General features: G+C 67.2%; 19 protein-coding genes. 13 read left to right on the forward strand and 6 right to left on the reverse strand.

All coding sequences use genetic code 11. From position 1 onward, the window contains the following. Window positions 1–59: 59 nt before the first annotated feature. From QEP15_RS21065 to QEP15_RS21115, 11 genes are all read left to right on the forward strand, one after another. Entirely contained in the window at window positions 60–1,046 is a 987-nt protein-coding gene (locus tag QEP15_RS21065; RefSeq protein WP_063955135.1) for a cation diffusion facilitator family transporter, read from the forward strand. Between the two features lie 15 nt (window positions 1,047–1,061). Then, on the forward strand, window positions 1,062–1,613 hold the full coding sequence (locus QEP15_RS21070; RefSeq protein WP_152382511.1) for a cytochrome b: 552 nt from the start codon (window positions 1,062–1,064) through the stop codon (window positions 1,611–1,613). 323 nt (window positions 1,614–1,936) lie between these two features. Next, the gene (locus QEP15_RS21075; protein WP_142053405.1) at window positions 1,937–3,178 is read left to right on the forward strand and encodes an urea ABC transporter substrate-binding protein; all 1,242 of its coding nucleotides are present in this window, start codon (window positions 1,937–1,939) and stop codon (window positions 3,176–3,178) included. Window positions 3,179–3,185: 7 nt separating this feature from the next. After that, a complete protein-coding gene (locus QEP15_RS21080) occupies window positions 3,186–4,055 on the forward strand; it encodes an ABC transporter permease subunit (protein WP_056325781.1) in 870 nt (289 codons plus the stop codon). Continuing rightward, complete coding sequence (locus QEP15_RS21085) at window positions 4,055–5,047, forward strand: ABC transporter permease subunit (RefSeq protein WP_152382512.1); 993 nt, start codon at window positions 4,055–4,057, stop codon at window positions 5,045–5,047. The genes QEP15_RS21080 and QEP15_RS21085 overlap by 1 nt, the downstream gene beginning before the upstream one ends. Further along, a complete protein-coding gene (locus QEP15_RS21090) occupies window positions 5,044–5,778 on the forward strand; it encodes an ATP-binding cassette domain-containing protein (RefSeq protein ID WP_056325776.1) in 735 nt (244 codons plus the stop codon). The genes QEP15_RS21085 and QEP15_RS21090 overlap by 4 nt, the downstream gene beginning before the upstream one ends. Further along, complete coding sequence (locus tag QEP15_RS21095) at window positions 5,762–6,466, forward strand: ABC transporter ATP-binding protein (protein ID WP_280148000.1); 705 nt, start codon at window positions 5,762–5,764, stop codon at window positions 6,464–6,466. The genes QEP15_RS21090 and QEP15_RS21095 overlap by 17 nt, the downstream gene beginning before the upstream one ends. Before the next feature lie 13 nt (window positions 6,467–6,479). Continuing rightward, window positions 6,480–7,991: an amidase gene (locus QEP15_RS21100; protein ID WP_142053400.1), complete on the forward strand. Its 1,512-nt coding sequence runs from the start codon at window positions 6,480–6,482 to the stop codon at window positions 7,989–7,991. Further along, window positions 7,988–9,127, forward strand: a complete 1,140-nt coding sequence (locus tag QEP15_RS21105; protein ID WP_062839650.1) for a transporter substrate-binding domain-containing protein — start codon at window positions 7,988–7,990, stop codon at window positions 9,125–9,127. Before QEP15_RS21100 ends, QEP15_RS21105 begins: the two co-directional genes overlap by 4 nt. Further along, window positions 9,124–9,732 carry an ANTAR domain-containing response regulator gene (locus QEP15_RS21110; RefSeq protein ID WP_152382514.1) on the forward strand — a complete coding sequence of 203 codons (609 nt, stop codon included), beginning with the start codon at window positions 9,124–9,126 and terminating at the stop codon, window positions 9,730–9,732. Before QEP15_RS21105 ends, QEP15_RS21110 begins: the two co-directional genes overlap by 4 nt. A gap of 4 nt (window positions 9,733–9,736) precedes the next feature. Beyond that, window positions 9,737–10,891: an iron-containing alcohol dehydrogenase gene (locus tag QEP15_RS21115; RefSeq protein ID WP_280148001.1), complete on the forward strand. Its 1,155-nt coding sequence runs from the start codon at window positions 9,737–9,739 to the stop codon at window positions 10,889–10,891. Window positions 10,892–10,916: 25 nt separating this feature from the next. Here QEP15_RS21115 and QEP15_RS21120 read toward each other — a convergent pair whose 3' ends face one another. After that, the gene (locus QEP15_RS21120; RefSeq protein ID WP_280148002.1) at window positions 10,917–12,239 is read right to left on the reverse strand and encodes a PepSY-associated TM helix domain-containing protein; all 1,323 of its coding nucleotides are present in this window, start codon (window positions 12,237–12,239) and stop codon (window positions 10,917–10,919) included. Between the two features lie 133 nt (window positions 12,240–12,372). On the opposite strand from QEP15_RS21120, the gene QEP15_RS21125 reads away from it, so the two are divergent. Beyond that, window positions 12,373–14,472 carry a TonB-dependent siderophore receptor gene (locus tag QEP15_RS21125; protein WP_280148003.1) on the forward strand — a complete coding sequence of 700 codons (2,100 nt, stop codon included), beginning with the start codon at window positions 12,373–12,375 and terminating at the stop codon, window positions 14,470–14,472. Between the two features lie 179 nt (window positions 14,473–14,651). Continuing rightward, complete coding sequence (locus QEP15_RS21130) at window positions 14,652–15,866, forward strand: benzoate/H(+) symporter BenE family transporter (protein WP_280148004.1); 1,215 nt, start codon at window positions 14,652–14,654, stop codon at window positions 15,864–15,866. On the opposite strand, the gene pdxR is transcribed toward QEP15_RS21130, so the two are convergent. Genes pdxR through QEP15_RS21155 form a run of 5 tightly spaced genes read right to left on the reverse strand, consistent with a single transcriptional unit; the run spans window position 15,855 to window position 24,856 of the window. Continuing rightward, window positions 15,855–17,351, reverse strand: coding sequence for a MocR-like pyridoxine biosynthesis transcription factor PdxR (pdxR, locus tag QEP15_RS21135; RefSeq protein WP_280148005.1), 1,497 nt, complete (start codon window positions 17,349–17,351; stop codon window positions 15,855–15,857). The genes QEP15_RS21130 and pdxR overlap by 12 nt on opposite strands. A gap of 28 nt (window positions 17,352–17,379) precedes the next feature. After that, the gene (locus QEP15_RS21140; protein ID WP_142053390.1) at window positions 17,380–17,988 is read right to left on the reverse strand and encodes a hypothetical protein; all 609 of its coding nucleotides are present in this window, start codon (window positions 17,986–17,988) and stop codon (window positions 17,380–17,382) included. A 54-nt stretch (window positions 17,989–18,042) separates the two neighbouring features. Further along, window positions 18,043–21,183, reverse strand: a complete 3,141-nt coding sequence (locus QEP15_RS21145) for a T6SS effector BTH_I2691 family protein (protein WP_280148006.1) — start codon at window positions 21,181–21,183, stop codon at window positions 18,043–18,045. Further along, the gene (locus tag QEP15_RS21150; RefSeq protein WP_280148007.1) at window positions 21,180–22,142 is read right to left on the reverse strand and encodes a DUF4123 domain-containing protein; all 963 of its coding nucleotides are present in this window, start codon (window positions 22,140–22,142) and stop codon (window positions 21,180–21,182) included. Before QEP15_RS21150 ends, QEP15_RS21145 begins: the two co-directional genes overlap by 4 nt. Then, complete coding sequence (locus tag QEP15_RS21155; protein WP_280148008.1) at window positions 22,139–24,856, reverse strand: type VI secretion system Vgr family protein; 2,718 nt, start codon at window positions 24,854–24,856, stop codon at window positions 22,139–22,141. Before QEP15_RS21155 ends, QEP15_RS21150 begins: the two co-directional genes overlap by 4 nt. Window positions 24,857–24,871: the final 15 nt, after the last annotated feature.

The raw sequence follows: 24,871 nt of genomic DNA on the forward strand, positions 1-24,871 counted from the left end.
GCCGCTATGCTGGGCGCCCAAATACCCCATCGCAAACACCAAGCATCGGAGCTGTACCCATGACACCCCTTCGGCCCGCGCCCGACGCCCCCGAAGATAACGAACACACGCCGGCAGAGCGCGCTGCCGCCGCCTCCCGCAGCACATGGGTCAGCGTGGGCGTCAATGTGGCGCTTGCGACCGCCCAGATCATCCTGGGCATATTCTCGAAATCCCAGGGGTTGATCGCCGACGGCATCCACTCCTTGTCCGATCTGGTCGCAGACTTCATCGTGCTGCTTGCCAACCGGCATAGCCAGAAGGAAGCCGATGCCGGTCATCACTATGGGCATTACCGCTACGAGACCGCGGCGTCGTTCGCGCTGGGCATCTTGCTGCTGCTCGTGGGCGGCGGCATGCTCTGGGCGGCAATCAGCAAACTGGAGCAGCCCGGCGCGATCCCGCAGGTGCATGGCATTGCCCTGTGGGTGGTGGGCATCGCCCTGGTCGCCAAGGAACTCCTGTTCCGCTACATGCTGGCTGTGGCCAAGCGCGTGAAGTCCAGCATGCTGGTGGCCAATGCCTGGCACGCGCGCTCGGATGCCGCTTCCTCGTTGGTGGTCGGCATCGGCATCGTCGGCAACCTGCTCGGCTACCCGATCCTGGATCCCGTGGCCGCCGCCATCGTGGGATTCATGGTGGCAAGAATGGGCTGGAATTTTGGCTGGGATGCCCTGCACGATCTGATGGACCGTGCGGCCGACGAAGACGAAACCGCAGCCATACGCCGGACCTTGCTGGATACCGCCGGCGTTCAAGGCGTGCATGACCTGCGGACCCGAAAAATGGGCGACATGATCCTGGCCGATGCCCACCTGGAAATCGACGCGGCGTTGACCGTGGACGAAGGCCACAAGATCGCGGTCGAGGCCCGCCACCGGGTCATGCAGCGGCACCGTGTATTGAACCTGATGACCCACGTCGACCCCTGGCGGCGCACCGGCGCGCCGGCAAGTTCCGATCAAGGTGCGTCCGGCATCACGCCCGCTATTCAGCAGCAGTCCTGAAAATAAGGAAACCTCATGGCAATCAAGAACACCGATACACAGTTTGGCGGCCTCGTCATTGCGCTGCACTGGCTCATGCTCATCGTGCTGGCGCTGGTCTACGCCTGTATGGAACTGCGCGGCCTGGCCACGAAAGGCACCGATCTCTACAACAACGTCAAGGCGCTGCATTTCTCGCTGGGGCTGTGCGTGATCGGGCTGGTTGCCTTGCGGCTGGCCATCCGCGTGGCCGCTGGCGCCGCGCCTGCCGTCCGGCCGCCGATGCCGCGTTGGCAGGACGTGCTCGCGCGGCTGATGCACTACGCCCTGTATGCGTTCATGATCGCCACCCCCATTCTTGGGTGGCTGACGCTTAGCGCGGGCGGTAAAACCATTCCGTTCTTTGGCCTTGAGGTGCCCGCCTTGGTGGGCGCGGACAAGGCGCTGGCAAGCCAGCTGAAGGAACTGCATGAAACCCTGGCGACGGCCGGCTACTTTCTGGTGGGCATGCACGCCGCCGCGGCGCTGTTTCACCACTACATCCTGCAGGACAATACGCTGGCGCGCATGCTGCCGGGACGCCGCTAACGCCAGGCCCAACGCAACGCGAAACGCCGAACGTGCGCTAGCCCCTAGGGAAATCCCGGGGCTAGCCTGGACTTTGCCCTTCCCCTAGAATTTGCCCTGCCTTCACGCATTGAAGGCCGGCTCGGCAAGTTCCAAAGGCGCAACTGCCCGCAAGGCCGCTCAGTTTTTCTCGTCGACAACGGCGTCGACATCCTGCCGGGTTCTCGGCATACCCACACACCTATACACGTCTACGCGACTTTCGGCGTCGGCCTCTGCTCGTCCCTGCACTTTGCGCCGGGCGCCAGACCGTGCGCGCCGCGAGCGCTCAAGGGGCCATCAACATGAGCATGAACCGCCGCCAGTTCCTCTCGTCCACCGCTGCCACCGCCGCCTCCGCCACCCTGATGGGGCTGGCGGGCTCGCGCGCCTTTGCGGCTGGCGAGGAAAAAATCAACGTCGCCGCCATCTACGATCTGTCGGGGGGCCTGGACATCTACGGCAAGCCGGTGATGGACGCGCTGCGATTCGCAGCCGAGGAAATCAATGCCAAGGGCGGCCTGCTGGACAGGCAGATCAACTTCATCGCCTATGACGCGCAATCGAACATGCAGCTGTATGCGCAGTTCGCGCAGCAGGCCGCGCTGCGCGACAAGGCCGCCGTGGTCCACGCCGGCATCACGTCGGCCTCGCGCGAGGTCGTGCGCCCGGTGCTCAACCGTTATCGGACCCTGTATTTCTACAACAACCAGTACGAAGGCGGCGTCTGCGACCGCAACTACTTCGCGGCCGGCGTGACGCCTGCGCAGACCGTGCAAAAGCTCGCCCCCTACGCCGTCAAGCACTGGGGCAAGAAGGTGTACATCGTGGCCGCCGACTACAACTACGGCCAGATCGTGTCCAACTGGGTGCGCAAATACGCGGCCGACGTGGGCGGCAAGACCGTCGCCACGGAATTCTTCCCGCTGGATGTGACCGATTTCGGCGCCGCCATTTCCAAGATCCAGGCCGCCTCGCCCGACTTCATCTGGTCGGGTCTTGTGGGCGGCGCGCACATGTCGTTCTACCGGCAATGGAAAGCCACCGGCATGACGGGCAAGATCCCGCTGGCCTCGACCACCTTTGCCGGCGGCAATGAACACATCGTGCTGTCGCCCGAGGAATGCAACGGCTTCCTGGTCTGCCAGAACTACCTGCAAGAGCTGCCTGGCGCGGCCAACGCCGACTTCGTCAAGCGCTTCCATGCCCGCTACGGCGCCGACTATCCCTACATCACCGAACTGGCCATGGGCGCCTATCAGGGCTTCATGCTGTGGGCCGAAGGCGTGCGCAAGGCCGGCTCGCTGGACCGCATGAAGGTCATCGAAGCGCTGGAATCCGGCATCGCCATCGATGCGCCGAGCGGCCGCGTGTCGCTGGACCCGGCCACCCACCACTGCACGCTGGACGTGCACATCGCCGAAGTGCGCGACCGCAAGCTCAACCTGGTCGAGAGCTTCCCGCAGCAGCAGCCCGGCGATACCGCGGCCGTCTGCGACCTGATCAAGAACCCGGCGGACAACCGTCAATACGCCATCAAGTTCTGAGCGTTCCATGGATCTCGTTGCCATTTATGCCATCGATATCCTGGGTGCGATCGCCATCCTGGCGCTGTTGAGCGTCGGGTTGGCGGTGGTATTCGGGATGATGAAGATCATCAACCTCGCCCACGGCGAGTTCATGATGCTGGGCGGCTATGTCGCCATCCTTGCCACCAATCAATGGGGCGTGCCGATCTGGATCTCCATGCTGGTGCTGGCTCCCTTGATCGTCGGCGTCTTCGGCGTGCTGGTCGAACACCTGCTGGTGCGCCACCTGTACGGCCGCATGATCGACACCATGCTGGCGACCTGGGGACTGTCGCTGGCCGTCATCGGCCTGGCCACCATGGTCTTTGGCAACACCACGGTCGGCATTTCGTCGCCCCTGGGCGGCATCACGATCGGCGCGCGCCAGGCAAGCGGCTACACGCTCTTTCTGATTGCGCTGGCCGCCGGCGTCATGGTGGCGCTGTGGTGCCTGTTGCGCTTTACCGATTTCGGCCTGCGCGCCCGCGCCTGCATGCAGAACGCCGCGATGGCCAATGCGCTGGGCATGAACCCCAATGGCGTCTACAAGATGACCTTCGGTCTGGGCGCCGCCCTGTCCGGTCTGGCGGGCGCCGTGCTCGCCCCGCTGACCGGCGTCATCCCGACCATTGGCGCGGCCTATATCGCCAAGGCCTTCATCACCGTCATCAGCGGCGGCAGCGCCGTCATCGCCGGCACGGTAAGCGCATCGGGGTTCTTCGGCGCCATCAGCCAGGGCGTGACCTTTCTTGCCACGCCGGTTTACGGCCAGGTGGCCTTGCTGCTGGCCGCCATCGTGCTGATCCGTCTGCTGCCGCAAGGCATCACCGGCCGATTCTTCAAGCGAGCGATCTGATGCGTGTACCTGTGATTTCTCTGGCGCTGGGCGCCGCGGCCGTCGCCGCCGCGATCCTGTTGCCCACCGTCGTCGACATGTTCAGCCTCTTGTCCATGACGGTCTACCTCGTCATGGCGTTGCTGGCCCTGAGCCTGGCGTTCGTCTGGGGGCACGGCGGCATCCTGTGCTTCGGGCAGGCCGCCTTCTTTGGCCTGGGCGCGTACGCCTGGGCGATCGGCGCCTTCAACTTCGGCGCAGGTCTGGCCGCGATGGCCGTGGCGGTCGCCGTGCCGGCGGCCTTTGCCGCCCTGCTGGGCTACTTCATGTTCTACGGCAAGATCAGCGACGTCTATCTGGGCGTCATCACGCTGGCCGTGACCTTGATCCTGTTCAACCTGATGAATTCGACCTCGGGCGACAGCTATCGCATCGGCGAGGCGCTGCTGGGCGGATTCAATGGCATTCCGTCCATCCCCCCGCTGACGCTGCCGGGCGCGGCCGAACCCCTGTCGCCCGAAGGCACGTTCACGCTGGCCGCGCTGATTCTGATCGCGGCGTACTTCGGCCTGCGCGTCGTCATGGCCTCGCGCTTTGGCCGCGTGGTCGCCGCCGTGCGTGAAAACGAGCAGCGCGCGCTGCTGCTGGGCTACCACGCCAGCCTGTACAAGCTGGCCGCGTTCACGCTGGGCGGCGCGCTGGCTGGCCTTGCCGGCATGCTCTACGCCAACTGGGGCGCCTTCGTCAGCCCTGGCGTGTTCGGCCTGTCGCAGTCGGCGCAGATCATCATCTGGGTGATCGTCGGCGGCCGGGGCACGCTGATCGGCCCCATCATCGCCTGCGTGGCGCTGCAAGCCATGGTCACGCAACTGGGCGCGCAGCACACCGTCGACACCGGACTGGTGCTGGGCGTCATCCTGATTCTCTTCGTTCTGTTGATCCCGCGCGGCCTGGCCCCGACGGTGCTCGACGCGTGCCGCCGCGTGGTGCGGCCGGCCAAGGAGCAAGCATGAGCACGCTGCTGTTGGAAACCCAGGGCCTGGGCGTGAGCTTCGGTGGCGTGCACGCCGTCAGGGAGGTCGATTTCCGGCTGGAACGCGGTGAAGTGCGCTGCCTGATCGGCCCCAACGGCGCCGGCAAAAGCACGTTCTTCAAGATGCTGTCGGGCCAGTTGCAGCCCAGCCGCGGCGAGATCCGCTTCAAAGGGCGCCCCCTGCGCGGGCTGGCCACGCACGAAGTGGCGCGTTTGGGCATCGGCATCAAGACCCAGGTGCCCAGCGTGTTCGAAGGGCTGGACGTGCGCGAGAACCTGCGCCTGGCCGCGGCGCGGCGCGCGCAGGGCGTGCCGGCCGAGATTGCCGCCCAGGTGCTGGCGGAAATCGGCCTGGACGCTGTGGCCGGCACGCCGGTCAACGCGCTGGCCCACGGCCAACGGCAATGGGTCGAGCTTGGCATGATCCTGGCGTCGCGGCCCGAGCTGGTGCTGCTGGACGAACCGGCAGCCGGCATGACGCACCAGGAGGTGCGCAAGACCGCCGACCTGATTGGCGCCATCAACCGCCACAGCACCGTGGTCGTGGTCGAGCACGACATGGCCTTTATCCGGCTGATCGCCGGCCGCATCACGGTATTCAACCAGGGCGAAGTGCTGGCCGAAGGCAGCTTCGACGACATCATGGCGCATGCCGAAGTGCGTGCCGCCTATCTGGGCAAGCAAGGAGAGACACATGCTCCAGGCGCGTGACCTGAAGGCCGGGTACGGCCGCATCCCGGTGCTGCATGGCGTGAGCTTCAGCATGGCCGCCGGGGAATTCACCGGCATTCTGGGCCGCAACGGCATGGGCAAGACCACGTTGCTGCGCACCTTGATGGGCGAGCTGCCCCTGACCGGCGGCGACCTGACGCTGGCCGACCGGAAGATCGGCGCGCTTGCCCCGCATGCGCGCGCCCGCCAGGGCCTGGGCTTCGTGCCGCAAGGCCGGCAGATCTTCCCAGCGCTGAGCGTGGCCGAAAACCTGCGCATGGGCTGCGTGAAGAATCTGCGCGGCGCCGATGCCATGATCGCCTCGGTGTTGAAGGTCTTTCCGCGTCTGCAACGTCTGCTCGATCGCCCCGGCGGCAGCCTGTCGGGCGGCGAACAGCAATTGCTGGCGCTGGCCCGCTGCCTGTGCGGCGAGCCCAGGCTGATGCTGCTGGACGAACCCACCGAAGGCATCCAGCCGTCTATCTGCGATGAGATCGTCGAGGCCTTGCAGACGCTGCGCGCCTCGCATGGCATCGCGATCCTGCTGGTCGAACAGGACATCGACTTCCTGTGCGCGTTATCCGACCGCATTCTGGTGCTGGAAAAAGGCGAGCTGATCGCCGACGTTCCCACCGCCACCACCACTGCCCCAGAGATCGCCCGGCGTTACGGCGGTCTGCAATCCTGATACGGAATCCAAGATGTCCCTTCCCCGTCCCACCCTGGAAGCGCTGGACCAGGCCGCGCGCCGCATCGGCCTGAATCTGGACGATGCCACGCTGCGCGCCTACGGCAGCATTCTGGAGGCCACGTTCGCCGACTACGACCAGGTCGATGCGCTGATCGATCAGCCGCCGGTGGTGCGCTATCCGCGTACGCCCGGCGTGCAGCCCGAAGACAACCCGCTGAACGCCTGGTATGTGCGCACCGAGATCGACGGCCGCCCGGGCGGTCCGCTGGCGGGCAAGCGCGTGGTGCTCAAGGACAACGTCTGCCTGGCCGGCGTGCCCATGATGAACGGCGCGGCCACGCTGCGCGGCTACGTGCCCGATCAGGACGCCACCGTCGCCACGCGCATTCTGGATGCCGGCGGCCGCATTGTCGGCAAGGCCCATTGCGAGTATTTCTGCGTGTCCGGCAGCAGCCATACCAATGCCGCGGGCCCGGTGCGCAACCCGCGCAATCCCGAGCACTCGGCCGGCGGCTCGTCCTCGGGCGCGGCGGCCCTGGTCGGCGCCGGCGAAGCCGACATGGCCATCGGCACGGACCAGGGCGGGTCGGTGCGCATTCCGGCGGCCTACTCCGGCATCTACGGCATGAAGCCCACCCACGGCCTCATTCCCTATACCGGCATCATGCCGATCGAAATGACGCTGGACCACGCCGGCATCATGACGGCCAATGTGGCCGACAACGCCTTGCTGCTGGACGCCATCGCCGGCGCCGACGGACTGGACCCGCGCCAGCAAGGCCTGCCCGCCGAGCGCCCGTCCTACCGGGACGCGTTGGACATGCCGCTCAAGGGGTTGCGCGTTGGCGTCGTGCCCGAGGGCTTTGGCTGGGCAAACAGTGAAAGCGAGGTGGACGAAGCGGTGCGCAAGGCGGCCCGGGAGATGGCCGCGCTGGGCGCCGAAGTCGTCGAGCTGCCGGTGCCCCTGCACCGCAAGGGCCATGCCATCTGGACGCCGATCGCGGTCGAGGGCACCACCCAGCAGATGAAGGGCTTCAATTACGGCACCAACTGGAAGGGCCTGTATGTGACCGGCCTGATGCAGGCGCAACGCCACTGGCGCGACCACGCCGACGAGTTCCCGCACGACGTCAAGACCTGCCTGCTGGCCGGCGAATACTTCTACGCGCGCTACGGCGGCCAGTACTATGGCAAGGCGCAAAACCTCGCGCGCCGTCTGCGCCAGGCCTATGATCAGGCTTTGGACCGCGTCGACCTGCTGTTGATGCCGACCGTGCCCATGCGCGCGCCCCGTCTCATCGATGCCGGCGCGGCCCCGGACCTCTTCGTGACCCGCGCCCTTGAAATGAACGCCAACACCGCGCCCTTCGACGTCACCGGCCATCCGGCCATCTCCGTGCCCTGCGCCCTGCGCGACGGCCTGCCCGTCGGCATGATGCTGGTGGGCCGCCATTTCGACGAAACGACGCTGTATCGCGCCGCCCATGCTTTCGAGCAATCGCTCGACTGGACATCGCTGTGACCGCCACCACCGGCCATCGGGTCGGCCTGCTGTTCTCGCACGAGAGCCTGACAGCGGCCACCGAGATCACCCAGGAAAACGCCACGCTGCTGGCCATCGACGAAGTCAATGCCGCCGGCGGCATCGGCGGCGTGCCGCTGGTTCCTGTCAGCGCGCGCGTGGGCGCCCAGCCGGCCGACTATCGCCAAGCCGCCGAATGGCTCTGCGACCGCGAGCGCGTGCCGCTGATCTTCGGCACCCATATGTCCAGCACCCGCAAGGCCGTGCTGCCGGTCGTCGAAAGCCGCCGCGCGCTGCTGTTCTACGCCACGCTCTACGAGGGTTTCGAGTACTCGCCCTATTGCTTCTACGGCGGCTCGGTGCCCAACCAGAACTCGGTGCAGCTGGCCAGTTACGTGATCCGCCACTTCGGCAACCGCGTGCTCTTCATTGGCGGCCAGTACGTCTACCCGCGCGAGTCCAACCGCATCATGCGCGAGCTCTACGAGCAGGCGGGCGGCGAAGTCGTCGACGAGGTCTACCTGCCGCTGAACGCGCCGCAGGAAGACCTGGCCGATGTGCTGAAGCGCGCCGTCGCGTTGCGTCCGGACGCCATCTACTCGACCATGGTCGGCCGGGACATCGTCAAGCTGTACCGCGCCTACCGCGAGCTGGGCCTGGACCCGGCGCGCATGCCCATCGTCAGCCTGGCCACCAACGAGACCGACGTTGCGGCGCTTACCGCTGAAGAGGCCGAAGGCCACATCACGGCCGCGCCCTACTTCGCGTCCCTGAACACCGCGCCCAGCCGCCGGTTCGCCCAGGCCTACCATGCGCGCTTCGGCGAAGACAGCCCGATCACGGCAGGCGCCGAAGCCGCCTATTCCCAGGTCCATCTCGTGGCCGACGCCGCGCGCCGCGCGGGCGGTCTGGCCGTGCCCGACCTGGTGCAGGCCCTGGACGGCGCCCAGTTCGAAGCGCCCCAAGGCCTGGTCACCATCGATGGCGATACGCAGCACACCTCGCTCTGGCCGCGCATCGCGCGCATCGACGCGCAACGCCAGTTCAAGATCATCTACGCCGCGCGGGCCGCGGTGCGGCCGGTGCCGTACCTCGTGGACCACGCGCTCGACCCCGAGGCCCTGGCGCTACCGTGACCGCCTCTCTGACCCGGCCCGGCCGCAGCACCACGGCGCTGCGCGAACTGAACGGCCTGCGCGTGCTGGTCCTGCACCCGCAGGATGCCGAATCGCGTCTGTTGATGTCGCATCTGAAACGCATCGGCTGCGTGCCGACCCAGCAATGGCCGCTGCCCGATACGCTCTGCACCGATACCGACGTGGTCGTTCTGCCCATCGAAGAAGACTATCGCGACTCCATCCAGAAGCTGGCCGACGGCCTGAACGCGTTGAGCCCGCCGCTAGTCGGCATCGTCGAGTACGAGAACCCCGCCACGTTGCAACTGGTGCTGCATAGCGGCTGCACCGGCGTCATCGAGCGGCCGATCCGCCCTTTTGGCCTGCTGACCCAGCTGCTGCTGGCGCGCACCGCCTGGCGCCAGCAGGCCGCCACGATGGCTCACATGCGCAAGCTGGAAGGGCGATACGCCGCGGTCAGCAAGGTCGCCACCGCCAAGACGCTGCTGATCGCGCGCGAAGGCATCACCGAAAACGAGGCGCACCGCCGAATCCAGGGGCGCGCCATGGCCACGCGATCGTCGCTCGAAGACGTGGCGCAAACCATCATCAACGAATTCTCCTGATCCCATGTCCGCCTTTTCATTTCAGACCGTCCCCCACATTCTTGTCGAACCGGGCCTGGCACGCCGCCTGGGCGCCCTGCTGCGCGAGCGCCATGCCGGCGCGCGCGCGGTGCTCGTCACCGACAACTTTCTGAACCGCAGCGGCGCGCTGCAACCGGCGCTGGACAGCCTGGCCGCCAGCGGCTGGCAAACGCTGGTGATCGACGATGTGGTCGCCGACCCGCCCGAAGCCGTGGTGCAGGCGGCCGCGGAACGCGCCCGCGCATTCGACGCCGACGTGGTGATCGGCTTTGGCGGCGGTTCGTCCATGGACGTGGCCAAGCTGGTGGCGTTGTTGTGCAAGAGCGATCAGCCGCTGGCCGCCATGTACGGCGTCAACCAGGTGCAAGGCCAGCGCTTGCCGCTGATTCAGGTGCCGACAACGGCCGGCACAGGCTCGGAAGTCACGCCGATCTCGATCGTGACCACGGGCGCCACCACCAAGAGCGGCGTGGTCGCGACGCAGCTCTATGCCGACGCGGCCTTTCTGGATGCCGAACTGACGGTCGGCCTGCCGCCCGCCGCTACGGCCGCCACCGGCGTGGACGCGATGGTGCACGCCATCGAGGCCTACACCAGCAAACGCCTGAAGAATCCGCTGTCCGATCATCTGGCCATCCTGGCGTTGAAGCTGCTGTCCGCCAACCTGATCACCGTTTGCCGCAACGGCGCCAATCTGCAGGCGCGCTCGGACATGCTGCTGGGCGCGATGCTGGCCGGCCAGGCATTCGCCAATGCGCCCGTGGGTGGCGTGCACGCGCTGGCCTACCCCATCGGCGGCATATTCCATGTGCCGCATGGCCTGTCGAACGCGCTGGTGCTTCCCGCCGTGCTGCACTTCAATGCGCAGGCCGCGGCGCCTCTCTACGCCGAACTTGGGCGGGCCGTGGGCTTGCCGGCGGCCGCGGATGACGCCAGCGGCGCAGCCGCCTTCATCGCCTTCCTGGAAGACCTGATCCGCCAGGCCGAGTTGCCGAAGGGGCTGCGCGCCGTGGGCATCTCGGAAGCCGACTTGCCCACGCTGGCAAGCGCCGCCATGGCGCAGCAGCGCCTGCTGATGAACAACCCGCTGCCCATCGATGAGGCGCAGGCGCTGGACATCTACCGCGCCGCCTACTGAGCGGCCTGCTGCGGGGACCTCGGCGTCATTTCAGCGCCTGGATGATCACGAGCGCAAGCCACATGCCGAGCAGGCCGCCGGCCAGCCAGCGCCACCGGCCCATGCGCCGCCACGCGGCCGCCCAGGCAGACGGGTCGCGGGAATGCGGTGCGCCCGCTGGCGCACCGCGGCGCTTGAGCGCGGCGCGCGCCGACTCGGCGATGCGGATGCCGTAGAGATACGCGCCGGTCAGGGATAGCGTGGTCAACAAGATTCCGAAACAGCACCACAACGCCCGCACCGGCCAACCGCCAAACGTGCCGAAATGGAGGGGGTCGGCCGCCTCGCCGATGCGCTGGTGAACATTCATGTCCTGCCCGTCGTTGCGTCCCAGGATGGCGCCCGAGGCGATCTCCACGCCGATGACGTTGGCGCGCTCGCGCAACAGCCATCCGTTTGCCTGCCCTTCCAACAGCAGCGCCTTTCCATTGGGGCTCGGCCGCACGCTGGAGATTTTCAGATCGGGCCAGGCCGCCTGCGCGGCAGAAATCGCCCTGTCCACGTCCTGGGCGGCCAGCGGCGCGTGCGTGGCCGTGCCCTTGAGCTGCACAATCGTTGGCGGAAGGGGCGCCTTCGCCCCCAGTGACTCGGCCAGATACCAAAAGGCGGTCACGCCGATGAGCAGCATGAACCCGAGACTCCACACGCCCGCCAGGCGATGCACGTCGCCCCACGTCAGCCGCGGTTTGCCCTTGCGTGGCCAGGCCAGGAACCCGCGCCACCAACGCTTGTAGATGTAGAGGCTGCTGACCAGCATCAACAGGAGCGGGATCGACAGAAGGGCGACCAATGGCACGCCATATTTCGGGGGCAGCATGAGGTTGCGATGCGTGTCCCGCAGCCATCGCTGCGCGCTCCACCACGACGATTGCCCGGTCACTTGCGCGGTATGCGGATTCACCCACACCCGCAGCAATTGACCATTGTCCTGACGCATCAGCGCTTCGGCGGCAAAGCGCTCGCCGTGCGGCGCGGCCAGGCTGCGCAGGCGCAAGCCGGGGTGCGCCCGCTCCGCAGCCGCGAGCATTTCTCCCCAACTGGCCTGGCGGTCCTGGGGTGTCACGCGCATGGCGGGTTCGATCAGCCAATCGATCTCGGTCGCCACCACCGCCAGCGTCCCCGTACAGAAAATGAAGCTGAGCAGGATGCACAACTTCATGCCAATCCAGCTATGCAGATCGAACCAAAGCCGGCGGGCGGACGAACGCGTCTTGGCTGCGGCAAGCGAGCCGGCGGAAGATTCAAGCGAAGACGGCATGAGACATGAATGTGATGTAAAGCGACACAAGGACGAAATTTTCGGGCGCATTGCCGCGCCCAACGCGCATTGTAGTGCTTATAATTAATCGTTGTTATTCTCATTCGCAAAGCACGTTGATCATCGATCTAGCGTGCCGCCGCGCATGCATACCCACCGCTTCTCCTGCGCCCGCCGTCCTTCCATGTCCTTGAATTCCTATTCGGCACTGGCCGCCGCCATCGTGCTGGCCGCCCCCTTTGCCGCTGTCGCTCAGACTGACGATTCCCCCGTGCAACTGCCCGCCGTGCGCGTCACCGGCGACGATGACGCCGGCCAGGACGGACTCTTCAACCCGGTCGCGCCGCCCGCCGTCAACAAGTCGTCCGTACCCCTGTCCAAGACCCCGCAGTCGATCACCGTCGTGCCGCGAGCGGTTCTGGACGCGCAGCAGGCGCAGACCCTGGCCGACGCGCTGCATAACGTGCCCGGTGTGGTCGCCAATCAGTTTGGCCGCCGCGGCTGGGACGATCTCATCATCCGCGGGCAGGTCGCCTCGGATTCCCTGTTCCTGGACGGGCTGCGCACGGCGGCAAGCAACCGTGTCGCCGAACAGCTGTTCGGTGTGGAACAAGTGGAAGTGCTGAAGGGGCCGGCCTCGCTGCTTTACGGTCAGGTCCTTCCCGGGGGCCTGGTCAACATGGTCAGCAAGCGCCCGCGCGCCGAAACCTTCGCCGAAGCGGCCACCACGCTGGGCAGCCACGAATTCCGGCAGGCCACGCTGGACATGGGCACCCCGCTGTCGGACAACGGCAAAGCGGCGTTTCGTGTCAATGCCCTGGCCATGAATTCGAATGACGAGACCGACCACGTGTGGTTCAAGAATCGGTTCATCGCCCCTTCGCTGTCGCTGGATCTGGGTCCGCGCACGGATTTCACTATCCTGACCAGCTACCAGGAACGTCAGTACATCCGCCAGCAGGGACTGCCGATCGTCGGGACGGTCCAGTCCAACCCCAATGGCGCCATCCCGCGTGACCGCTTCACTGGCGAGCCCGGCCAGGACCCCTATCGCGGCTACCAGAGCCGGGTGGGCTACGCGCTGACGCACCGCTTCGACAATGGCTGGACGGTCAACCAGAACGCGCGTTGGCAATCGTTCACGCTCAATGGCCAACTGGTCGCCAATGGCTTGCTGCGCGCCGACAATCGGACGCTGCGGCGCACCGCCACGGACCAGCACTGGGACGGCGACACGATCACGCTGGACACCAACGCGCAGCGCAGATTCGATACGGGATTCGGCGCCCACGACATCACGGTCGGCGTGGATTACCTGCGCACGCGCGAAAACAGCCTGTCGTACAACTGCTCGGTGCGGGACCTGGACGTCTACCAACCGGTTTACGGCAGCCCCATCAACTGCCCGGCCAATCCGCGCACCGACAGCAGCACCACCGTGCGCGCGATCGGCGTGTATGCCCGGGATCAGATCGCGCTGGGCGAGCGGTGGAACGCGGTGTTCGGCCTGCGCCATGACACCGCCAGCACCTATTCCACCAACCATCTCACACAATCCCGCGAGGACAGCAGCGATAACGCCATCACCGGGTCGGGCGCGCTGATGTACGAGATTGCGCCCGGCGTGCGCCCCTATATCAGCTACGCCACGTCGTTCTATCCCAACAGCGGCACCAACGTCGACGGCAACACCTTCAAGCCCGAAAGCGGCAGGCAATGGGAAGCCGGCGTGAAGATCGATCTTGACGATGGCGCCACCAGCATCACGGTGGCCGCGTTCGACCTGGAGCGGCGCAACGTCCTGCAGGCGGACCCGGTGAATGACGGCTACAGCATCGCGGTCGGCAAACAGCGCACGCGCGGCGCGGAACTGGGATGGGCGTCGGACCTGGGCAATGGTCTGAGCCTCATGGGCGGTTATGCCTATCTATCGGCCGTGGTCGTGGACGATGGCGGCCAGGTGCCCTCCACCAACAACACCCGCCTCAACAGCGTGCCGCGGCACAGCTTCAACGTGACGGCGCGCTATCGGATGCAGGGCAGCCTGGCCGGCTGGGAGCTGACGGGCGGCCTTCGCGCGGAAGGAAGCCGGTATACCTACGGCTACGACATTCCCGGATATCTGGTGGCGGATGCGGGCGTGGCGTATGACGCGGGGCGTTGGCGGGCGGCCCTGACGATGAACAACCTGTTCGACAAACAGTATTACGCAGGCGGCGTGCGCAACGCCGTCGCGCTGGGGAATGGGCGCACCACGTTGGTCAGCCTGGCCTTGCGCTACTGAAGCGACGCCCCTACCGGCAAGGGAACGACCGGCCGCAGAATAGCGTAGTCCCCACCGAACGGCCCAAAGCGGTCTGCCCGTCTTACCGCATGTGGCTGGTATCAACATACCGCGTTCCTCATAGACTCCCCGTTCAAGTCCGGCCTGCGGCCGGGCGCCTCTTGAATGCGGAGCCACTCATGACAGCACCTCGGGCGGGTCTCAGACCCGCCGACTTCCTATCCCCCACCGTCGCCGCCCTGATCTCGGTCCTGGTGAACCACGGCGGCACCTTCGTCCTGGTGTTCCAGGCGGCCGAGCTGGCCCGGTTGTCGCCGGCGCAAACCACCTCCTGGGTATGGGCGGTATCCGTCGGGGTGGGCGTGACCGGCGCGCTGCTGAGCTGGCGCTACAAGGCGCCGATCATCACGGCGTGGTCCACGCCTGGCGTCGCGTTCCTGGCAACCGTCATGCCTTTCACGCCTTATGGCGAAGTCATCGGCGCGTACATGCTTTCGGCGCTGGGCTTCGTCGCGCTGGGGCTGTCGGGCGCTTTTGAAAAGCTTGTGCGCAGGATCCCGGGCGGCATTGCCGCCGGCCTGCTGGCGGGCATCCTGCTGCAGTTCGGCGTCAATGCCTTCGGCGGCGCCAGCGCCGACCCCCTGCTGGTGATCGTGCTGGTGATCTCCTACGCGCTGCTCAAGCGCTTTACCTCACGCTTTGCCGTGGTCGGCATCCTGGCCATCGGCCTGGGACTACTCGTCGTGCAAGGCCGCATCGACTTCTCGGCCGTCCATCTGCGCCTGGCGGTGCCCGTGTTCGAAATGCCAAGCTTCTCGTTGCAGGCCTTGCTGGGCGTTGCGCTACCCCTTTTCATCATCACACTGACTGGCCAATACATGCCCGGCATGCTGGTGCTACGCAACGACGGCTACCGGACCAGCGCGAATCCGATCCTGACCGTGACCGGGCTGGGTTCGCTCGTCATGGCGCCCTTTGGCGCGCACGCGTTCAATGTCGCGGCCATCACCGCCGCCATCTGCACCGGCAAGGACGCCCACGAGGATCCCGCCAAGCGATACGTCGCGGGTCTGGCCTGCGGTGTGTTCTACATCCTGGTGGGCACGTTCGGCGTCACGTTGGCGACGCTGTTCATGGTGCTGCCCAAGGCCTTCATCACCACGCTGGCCGGGCTTGCGCTGCTTGGCGCCATCGGCGGCAGCCTGGCCAACGCCATGGCCGACGCTCGCACCCGGGAAACGGCGCTCATCACGTTCCTGGCCACCGCCGCGAACGTGACCCTGCTGGGCGTGGGCGGCGCATTCTGGGGGCTGGTGGCCGGCCTGACCGCGCACCTGCTGATGCATGGCGGCCGGGCCTTCGTTCTGCCCCGTGAAGGCCGGTCAGGCGCTTGACAACGCGTTCGACAGACGCAGCACGGCGTCCTCGATCTCGTAGGCCGTCAGCGACGCGTAGCCCAACAGCCAGCCCGGCTGCTTGAACTCGCCGGCATACAGGCGGCTCAGCCCGGGCAGGCGCAGACCGGCGCGCTCTGCCAGACGGAGGGTCTTTTCCTCGGTCCAGCCTGGCTGAAGCAGGCATGGAATCTGCAGGCCGCCCGGCGGACGCACGGCCTGCACGACGCCGTCCAGCCGCTTTACCAGCGACGCCAGCAGCACCTCGCGTCGTCCCGCGTACAGCTTGCGCATCGCCCGCACGTGCGTGTGGTAATGACCGTCTTCCATGAAGCGGGCCAGCGTCAGCTGCAGTATCTGCGGCGTGTGTCCGTCCATGATGCTGCGCGCCCGCGAAAAGGCCTCGACCAGTTCCAGCGGCAGCGCCATGTATCCCATCCTGAGGCCGGGATACAGCGTCTTGCTGAACGTGCCCAGGTACAAGGTGCGTTGATGCCGGTCCAGGCCCTGCACGCAAGCGGTCGGCAACCCGTCGTAATGGAATTCGCTGTCGTAGTCGTCCTCGATGATCCACTTGCCATGGCTAGCGGCCCAACCGATCAGCGCCAGCCGGCGTTCCAGCGACAACGTCACACCGGTCGGATACTGGTGCGACGGCGTCACGTACACGCAACTGGCGCCGCTGCGGTCCGCGTGCAAATGATCCGTGCGTATGCCCTGCGCATCGACGTCGATGGGTACGATCCGCGTCTCGGCGGCTTCGAACGCCTTGCGGGCGCCGAAGTAGCCGGGATTCTCCATCAGGATGGGCGTGTCCGCGTCAGCCAGCAGTTGCGCGCACAGAAAGAGCGCTTGCCGGGTGCTGCTCAGCACCAGCACCTGCTCAGGCAACACCTTGGCGCCACGCTCCAGGTTCAGGTAGGCCGCGATCGCGCGGCGCAGCGGTTCGGCGCCCTGCGGGTCACCATGCAGCAGCACGTGGGCGCGGTTGTCCTTCATGACCTGGCGCTGCAGGCGCTCCCAGACGCCGGTGGGAAACGTGCGCGTCTCGGGCAGTCCGGTGGCGAACGCCTTGATGACCTGCTGGTCGGAAACGCCGCCGCTCTCCAGGATCGCTCGCCCGCGAAGGCTGAGGCCTGTGCCGGGCTGCGTCGCGACCGGCTGGCGCGCAAGCGTTGCCCGCTTGCGCGTCGCGCCCCGCAGCTCGATGCCCACCGTCTCGGACACATAGCTGCCCGAGCCCTCGCGGCGCACGATGTAGCCGTCGCGGTGCAGTTGCACATAGGCGTTTTCGACGGTGTCGCGCGACACGCCCAGCGACTTGGCCAGGCCACGCGTCGCGGGCAACTTGACCCCCGGGCCCAGCGCGCCGTCCAGGATCAGCGCGCGCAGCGCCCGCTGAATGCGCTGATGCAGGTCCAATCGCTGGAGCGCCGCCTCGCTCATCCGAATCTTGAGCGTGTCCAGCTGGAATGTCGTTGCCATGGGGTCGCGTAACGGTCTGCCGCCGCCCTCAGCCCCGCTTGCCGAACAGCAGGGCCAGGCCGAACACCGCGCCAAGGCCGCCCACCACCGCCAGCGAGATCGACGGTTCGCGCAGGTTCAGCGCCATGATCGCCGAGCCCGCGCCCAAGGCCGTGATCACGCCGCCCACCAGACGCCCGCCCGTCGATCCGTAGAAATGCGTGCGGCGCGCGGCGGCCGTGCCCGCCGGCTGCCGCGCCTGCCACGCAGCCAACGCCGCTTCAAATTCGCGCAGCAGCCTTTCGCGGCTGGGCAAGTCCGCCGGGCTGACCAGCAGCGTGGGCAGGCCGGGACGGACCAGTTTCAGGTAGTCGTCCGTGCCCCAACTGCTCAGGTCGGCAAAGGCGATGGGCGACCGGCGTGAAAACTCCAGGCCATCCGGCGTCACCCTGACGGCGTTGCGCGTGGGAAAGCCCTTGAACGCCACCAGCGGCGGCACCAGCAGGCCCAGCACGGCCAGCGCCGCGCCCAACCCGATCGGCCCCCGGTTCAGCACCACCAGCATGAAGCTGCCCGCCGCCAGCACGAATGCCAATGGCACCGACAACTGATGCCATCGTGTGTACACCGCCGCCTGGATCCCTTCACTGCTTTTCATGCTTGCCGTCCATGCTGGTCTGTCGTCTGCGAAATCATTCGGCAGGTTGCCGGGTCAATTGCTTGCTTTTATCAGATTGGAGCCGTTGCCGCCCATCGGCACCGAGCGGATGTCGGGCATGCGGTCCGGATCGGGCCAGTATTCGATCTTGATGATCGCTTCCTGGAAGATGTCGTCATCGACCAGCACTTCGGTGCGCAGCACCGCGCAACCATTACTCACGTGGAACTTCACGACCTCTTCCCACGGTTTGCTCGTGAACTCGATGGGTTGGCTCCGGTCCTTGCGTATCCAGCGCCACGCATCGGCCCACCCCGGGCGCGAGGCCATGTTGTCCACGTACTTGTCCATGCGGTCGGCCCACGTTTCCGGCTTGGGCCGGCCTTGCACGAGCTGCGCATTGGAGGGACCGCGCGGCTGCAATTCGGGGTCATTCGAACGCATCGACCCCTTGCTGGACACCACGGCGCTGACACCCTCGCCCACCAGCTTCAGGCTGTAGGCGTAGTCGCTGTGCTCGGTATAGCCGGGCATCATCACTTCCAGCACCAACCGGTCGCGGCCAAAAATTTCGCCTTGCCACAGGCCCTTCCAGTCCAGCGTCACACGCACGCCGAACACCGCGCGGTTGAACTCGTAAAGTTCCTCTTCGCGGTTCTCGTACAGCGGGCGGTCCTCCACGTTTTCAAACGCCGCTGAGCGCATGCAGCATCGGGTGAACCAGATCTCCAGTTCGCTGTCCTTGGCACTATCGCCCCAGAACTTGAAGTACAGGCCGGCCGCGAGCAGGCACAGGCCCAGCACGATCCAGCCCCAGACCGGAATCCCCAGCAGCACCGTGCCGCCGCTGGTCAATCCGACCATCGCGCTGCCAAACCCGCCGGCCCCCGCCACCACGCCGGCCGCGCTGAAGGCGCCGCCCAGGCTGACCAGCGCCGTCGCCACGCCGGTCAGGCCGGACAACAACAGGAACATCGAGGACGTCGCATACGCGCCGCCCGCCTCGTAGTTCTTGACGTCGTACTGGTCCACGGCGCTGAGCGCGTTGTTGGCGCCATCCACAAACGTGGCCGCCGCCGCGAACACGGCGCCCGCCGTGCGCACGGTAGCCAGACGCATGTTCAGCGTCAGGTTCATCGAATACGCCGTATTCGTGCCCACGCGCGCGCCGATCGCGCCCGCCGTGGCTTCGATCGCCACGCTGCCCACGCCCAGCACGCCCGACGTGATGCCGAACCAGGCCTTGCGCGCCGCCTTCGCATCGCCGATGGCGTCGGCCTTGTTCAAGTCCGACACAGACGTGTACAACGCCACCAGCGTCAACACGCCCGTCGCGCTTGCGTTCTGGCCGTCCCGCGTCTTGGCCCACTTGACCAGCCCCGCCAGCGGCGACATCGTGGGCGCCGGCAAGGCCAGCACCCTGGGCGGCGACGGCAGGGACAACTGCGGCGAGGCCGCGGGGCGAGAAGGCGGCGGCGCGTTGGCGGCCGCGTTCAGCTGCGCGTCGACCTCCTCGGGAATGATGTAGTTGATGGTCAGCGGGGTGGAACGTTCGGCCTGCGTGCCGATCCATCCGGACTGCATGTGCTTGTTCGCGTAGATCCCGCCGCCGCCACCGACCGTGACCGACGTCAGATTCGGCTCCCAGACGATCTGGTGCATGTCCGCGATCATTCGCGGCAGCGTCGTCGTATGCGTGCGCACCGCCACCACGATGTTCATGCGCGCCGACACGGACAACGTGACGCGCGCCGCCACCCGTTCGGCGATGGGGTCGCCCGACAGGGTCAGGCGCAGAAGCTGCGTGGCCATGAAGCGGCCAATCGCCGAGCCCGCCGCCCGCATGGGCGGCAGCTTGCCGTCGGCCGCCCGCAACTTGATCCAATCGTTGTAGCTCTTGACCATCTTGCGCAGGTTGGACACCTGCTTGGAGATCACCTTGCCTTTGCCTTCCCGGTTCAGGAAGGCCAGCAAGTCGCCGTCGTTGCCCGCCAGCGACCGCCATATCGCCTCGTAGGTGCCGTCGACCATGTCCTCGTCTTTCAGCGAGTCATCGATGGCCTTGTGCTCGCTGGCCACCGCGCCCGCGCCATCGACGCACATCGCCATGTCGTCTTCCAGGCGCTCGCCGGCGGCGGCGTCCTTGGGCGAATACGCCTTGCACGCCAGCCAGAACGTATCTCGGCCATACCACCAGGCCCAGTCCTTGCCCGCGCCCTCGATCTTGTCGCGCATGCGGGCAATGGCCGCCTTGTTTTCGCTGAGCGTCCTGGTGACCTTGCCGGTGTCGATGCGCTCGCGCAAGCGCTGGCGCTCATCGCTGGACGATTCCATCTGCTTTTCCAGCCCGTCGATGATCTGCGCCACCGCCACTTCGCGCAGCCGGGTCGGCTCCAGATGATGTTCGGCCAGCTCGCCCATGCACTTGTTGCGCCAGGTGGAAATGTCGGCCAGCACGCCCACCGGGTCGCGCAGCGCCAGCGCCACGCCGCCCTTGGGCGTCATCTGCCGCATCTTGCCGGCCATCGCCGCGGCCTGCCCGCCAAACAGGCTGACGCCGGGGGTCAGCGTGTTGGCAAACAAGGTCGCCGCGCCGGCGGCGTCCCGGAACTCGATCGAATGCTTGGCCAGATTGGCGCCGTCTTCCGCCACGCGAAAGCCCGTTTCGGGCTTGGGGTAGCCCCCCGCCCAGACGGCCTTGGCGTCCAGTTCCACCATGACCTTCTTGCGCCAGCGATCGTTGCGCGTCAGCTCGCGGCGGATATCCTGCGTCCACCACACGCGCGAATAGCCGACCCACACGCTGCGCGACGCGTTTGCGGGCGCCTCGACGTTGATCAACGCGGATTCCAGGCCGTGGCCTTCGCGCGTGCACGTGAACGTCGGTTGCTCGGACGGACGGTTGTCGTCGTCAACCGGCACTTCCTTCATCTGCCCCGTTGCCGTGGCCGCGAACGCGCGCCAGCCGTAGCTGCGGCGCGGATCCCAAAGGTACACGTAGCCAGCCGTGATGGCGCGCAGCATGTACGCGCCCTGGCGCATGGTCTCGTAGTACAGCTCGGGATCCGTGTACACGCCGTCAGGCAAATCGTTCTTGCCGCCCGGCACGTACGCAATTCGCATCGGCAGGATGGGCAGCCCCGGCCGGCCGCAGAACTTGCCCTTGCAGGGCAACGCGTCGTAGTCAGTCGTCATGCTTGCAGATCCTCCCGCGCCTGCGCCTCTTGCGCAAACCGCTGCCAATCCTCGTCGTCCATGTCCTGCGCGGCGCCGCGCAGGCGGCCGCCTTCTTCTTGCACCTCGCGCAGCAAGGCCGCAAACGACGGCGCACGTTCCAGCGGCGCGTCCAGGCGCACTCGCCAGGCGGCGAACAGCGCCGCGTCCTCATCGTCGTCAATCCCACAATCCGCGGCCGCGTCCAGCGCTCGGCGAACCGCGTCCAGCACGGACGGCCCCACGCACAGGCCTTTCGCATTCAAGCGCTGCAGCACCGCGTTGATACGCCCCAGCCGCGCAAGGCGCGGCCAGTCAGGCGTCACGGTCTGCATCGGACCCGGCACATCCGGCAGCACCTGCCAGCGCGCAAAGCCGTCCACCGTCATCCACGTGACGCCCGGTATCCATGAGGCGGGCGCCGTGCCCGCGTACAGCTCGCTCTGGTATTGCGTGGTGCGCGGGTCCCAGAATCGCAGGATGCGCACGCGCGCCTGCGCGTCGCGCAAACGGGCGCGCAGCGCGAGCCGCTGCGCCACTTCGGCCAGCGGCAGGTCCGTGGCCAGCCACGCCGCCATCGACCGAGGCCGCCTGGCGGCGGGCGCGGGACGCAAGGCTTCGTCCACCGCCACGCGGAGGCTGGCGTTGATCAGCCGCTCATGGCGAATCTCGTCCGGCACCTCTGCCAGATACAGCGGCGGCGCGGCCGCACCCTGCGAGATCAGCTCGACCTCGCGCCGCGCCAATCCCGCAGCCGCGATGTCGTCGGCCAGCGGATCGGCCAACGTGGAATCGCACAAGAGCAGCACGCGCCGGCTGGCGCGGCCGTCCAGCACGGCCCGCAAGCCCGCGATGGCGCGTTCGACACAGTCCTCGGCGCGCGGCGGCTCCCAACGTGCTTGAGACGCTTGCGCCAGGCGGGGCGTTGACGGTGCCATCATGCCGCCAATGCGCCGCTGCCGGCCGCGTCTTCAAGCGCCGCGGCGCAGCCTTCCATATCGCCCTGCGGCGGCTGCGCCGGGCCGGTACCGCTTTGCGGTCCCACCCAGTTGTGCACACCCGCCTTCAATTCCACCTTGCCGGGCGCATGCAATTGAATCCCGCCGCCCTCGATCCGCATGTACGCGCCGGCCGCCGTGGCCAGCACCTTTTTCGATGCGTTCACGTCCACCGCGCCTTGGGCCGAGGCCAGCGTCACCGACTTCTCGGCGGCCAGGCGCATGCGCGCCTTCTGGCTTTGCATCCGCAACTGCCCGCCTGCCGCGTGCAACCGGATCCCTTTCTCCGGCACGGCCCGGCCGTCGCCGCCCAAGCCTTTGGTGAACAAGACCACGCCCTGCGCCACGCACAGAGACAGGTGCGTGCCCGCGGCCCAGTTCACATCCGGCGCCACTTGGCACAAGGTGGCGCCCGCCACGGCAAACGCATTTTTCGGCGTGTACTGGCCAATGCCCTTCGGGGCGCTGACCTGGATGTGCGGCAGGCTGTACGCCGGCACCTGCACGCCTTCCTCGGCGCGGGCGCCCTCGATAATCTTGCGCACGGCGTCCAGTTCATCCAGCGGACGCGTCTTGTCGCCGTCGCCGTCCAGCTTCGCTTCCTGGCGCGCCGCCGTGGCCGACAGCGCTTTGGCCTGCTCGATGGCCTTTTCCATCTGCTGGATGGCCGGCTCGCTATCCAGCAGGCCGCCCGTCGCGCCCTCGCGCTTGTCCGCGCTGATCAGCAGGCCCTCGCCCGCGCGCAACGCCACTGCCTCGCTGGTCGCCAGTTCCGCGCCATGTCCCAGGTCCGAAAGACGCTCGTTGTCGCGCTGCTGCTTCAGGTGGCCCAGGTTCAGCCGCGCCTCCGCCTGCGTGGTCGATGCCGTCAGGCGCGACTGTCCCGGCGTGTCGTCCTGCACCAACTGGTTGTAGCCGCCCATGCCCTGCCCGCTATCGGCCAGCGCCTGTGTCTTGAAGCCCGACATCACCACGTTGTGCGCGTGCCCGGCCTCGCTGCCCGCGAACCAGGCCGGCGCGTTGCCGGTGGCCTTGGCCGCGCCGGCCTGCACCTGGTTGTTCGCGGCGTTCTCGCTGCCCGCGCCGTTATACAGCGCGCCCACCACCACCGGCCGGTCGATGTCGCCGTGCATGAACTGCACCAGCACCTCCTGTCCCAGGCGGGGCACGAAGTGACCGCCCCAGTCCGACCCGGCCACCGGTTCGGCCACGCGCACCCACGTGCCCAGCGCGTCGCTGGCCGGCGCGTTGTCTTCGCCCGCGGGATGATCCTGGCGATTGCTGGACGCGCTGCCGCGCTGCCAATGGAATTGGATCTTGATGCGATGGTCGCGGTCCGTATGGACCGGATCATTCGCCCCAACCACCAGCGCCGTCTGCGCGCCGTGCACGGTGGGACGGGGATGCAGGCGTGCGCCGTGGCCATCCACCGTGCTGGGACGGTACTCCAGCGTGGCGGCGATCGCCTCGAAACGGTTGCGATAGAAATCCGCTCCGGCGTCTTCGGCGGTGCCCGGGCCCTGGTTTTCCCCTGCCGCGCCCAGGGCGTCGGCCACCGCGCGGCCCAGACTTTCATCGAAATTGTTGCGGGCCTCGTGCGCGATGCGCAGCACCACGAATTCGGCGCCCGCCCCCTGCGACGGCCCGAAATGCCCCGTCAGCGTAAAGCGCTGCCCCGGCGCCAGCGTGCGCACGGTGCCCTCGCCTTCCTGCAACGACTGGCGCACCCGCTGCGCGGCCAACGCGTTGTGCGCAAGCCGCTCGCCCTGGGCGCCGTCTTCGAACAGATACTGGCCGGGGTAGTCCGAATCCGCCAGTTCCACGGCGTTGGCCAGTTTGTCCTCGACCTGCGCGCTGACCCGCCGCGCCTGCATCGCGCGGTAATCCCACGTGGCCAGCCGCACGGCGTTGGTGCGCCACGCGCGGCGCTGGCGCCACGCCTGGATGGTGTCTTCGGTTTCGGTCGCGTCCGCGCGCTGGAACTTGATGCTGTCCTGCGGCCCGGCCTTGAAGGCGCCGTTGTGGTCGGCAATGACCACGGTATGGCCGCCCGCCGCGCCGTCACCGGCTTCGTGCTCGACCCAATAGAAGAGTCCCTCTTCGGCCAGAAGCCGCTCGACAAAGGCGAAGTCCGTCTCGCGGTACTGAATCGTCAGGCTGCGCTTGGCGTAAGCGTCCCGGTCCTTCACTTCCCAGCGCCACTGCGCCGCCACCGCGCCCTGCCCGTTGTAGTCGCCGAACACGCTGTCCACGATGTCGATCACCGACAAGTCCTGGAAGGCGAAGCTGTCGCGGCGCTGGCGCAGCAGCGCCAGCCACGGCTCGATGCGCAGCCGGTAGCGCGCGAAGCCGCCGTTGGCTCCCTCAAAGCGCGCCTCCGTCACCAGGCCGCACCACACGCGGTGCGCGTCACGGCCCAAGGCCGTTTGCAGCTTTACCTGCGCCGGCTGGCCGATCAGCGACTTCAGCGGCACATGCGCATCGTCCGACAGCGCATCGACCATCAGCGCAAAGCCGCCATCGCTCAGTTGCTCGGTGCCCTGAAGACGCTCGGCCAGCAGCTTGTCCGGCCCCAGCGGCGTGCACAGGTCGAGCAGGCGGTCGGCCTGCGTGAAGCCCGCGCCCAATGGGCTGGCGGCGGCATGTGTCTGAGCCATGTTGGCGTAACCTCT

The sequence above is a fragment of the Achromobacter mucicolens genome, from assembly GCF_029866465.1.
GTDB classification, from domain to species: domain Bacteria; phylum Pseudomonadota; class Gammaproteobacteria; order Burkholderiales; family Burkholderiaceae_B; genus Achromobacter; species Achromobacter mucicolens.

Bases quoted from the DNA above. Each gene is read 5' to 3' on its own strand.
- QEP15_RS21155 (WP_280148008.1), bottom strand. From the start codon at position 24,856: ATGGCTCAGACACATGCCGCCGCCAGCCCATTGGGCGCGGGCTTCACG.
- QEP15_RS21130 (WP_280148004.1), top strand. From the start codon at position 14,652: ATGACAGCACCTCGGGCGGGTCTCAGACCCGCCGACTTCCTATCCCCC.
- QEP15_RS21065 (WP_063955135.1), top strand. From the start codon at position 60: ATGACACCCCTTCGGCCCGCGCCCGACGCCCCCGAAGATAACGAACAC.
- QEP15_RS21150 (WP_280148007.1), bottom strand. From the start codon at position 22,142: ATGATGGCACCGTCAACGCCCCGCCTGGCGCAAGCGTCTCAAGCACGT.
- QEP15_RS21075 (WP_142053405.1), top strand. From the start codon at position 1,937: ATGAGCATGAACCGCCGCCAGTTCCTCTCGTCCACCGCTGCCACCGCC.
- pdxR (WP_280148005.1), bottom strand. From the start codon at position 17,351: ATGGCAACGACATTCCAGCTGGACACGCTCAAGATTCGGATGAGCGAG.
- QEP15_RS21095 (WP_280148000.1), top strand. From the start codon at position 5,762: ATGCTCCAGGCGCGTGACCTGAAGGCCGGGTACGGCCGCATCCCGGTG.
- QEP15_RS21085 (WP_152382512.1), top strand. From the start codon at position 4,055: ATGCGTGTACCTGTGATTTCTCTGGCGCTGGGCGCCGCGGCCGTCGCC.
- QEP15_RS21120 (WP_280148002.1), bottom strand. From the start codon at position 12,239: ATGCGCCCGAAAATTTCGTCCTTGTGTCGCTTTACATCACATTCATGT.
- QEP15_RS21100 (WP_142053400.1), top strand. From the start codon at position 6,480: ATGTCCCTTCCCCGTCCCACCCTGGAAGCGCTGGACCAGGCCGCGCGC.
- QEP15_RS21070 (WP_152382511.1), top strand. From the start codon at position 1,062: ATGGCAATCAAGAACACCGATACACAGTTTGGCGGCCTCGTCATTGCG.
- QEP15_RS21125 (WP_280148003.1), top strand. From the start codon at position 12,373: ATGTCCTTGAATTCCTATTCGGCACTGGCCGCCGCCATCGTGCTGGCC.
- QEP15_RS21080 (WP_056325781.1), top strand. From the start codon at position 3,186: ATGGATCTCGTTGCCATTTATGCCATCGATATCCTGGGTGCGATCGCC.
- QEP15_RS21115 (WP_280148001.1), top strand. From the start codon at position 9,737: ATGTCCGCCTTTTCATTTCAGACCGTCCCCCACATTCTTGTCGAACCG.
- QEP15_RS21090 (WP_056325776.1), top strand. From the start codon at position 5,044: ATGAGCACGCTGCTGTTGGAAACCCAGGGCCTGGGCGTGAGCTTCGGT.
- QEP15_RS21145 (WP_280148006.1), bottom strand. From the start codon at position 21,183: ATGACGACTGACTACGACGCGTTGCCCTGCAAGGGCAAGTTCTGCGGC.
- QEP15_RS21140 (WP_142053390.1), bottom strand. From the start codon at position 17,988: ATGAAAAGCAGTGAAGGGATCCAGGCGGCGGTGTACACACGATGGCAT.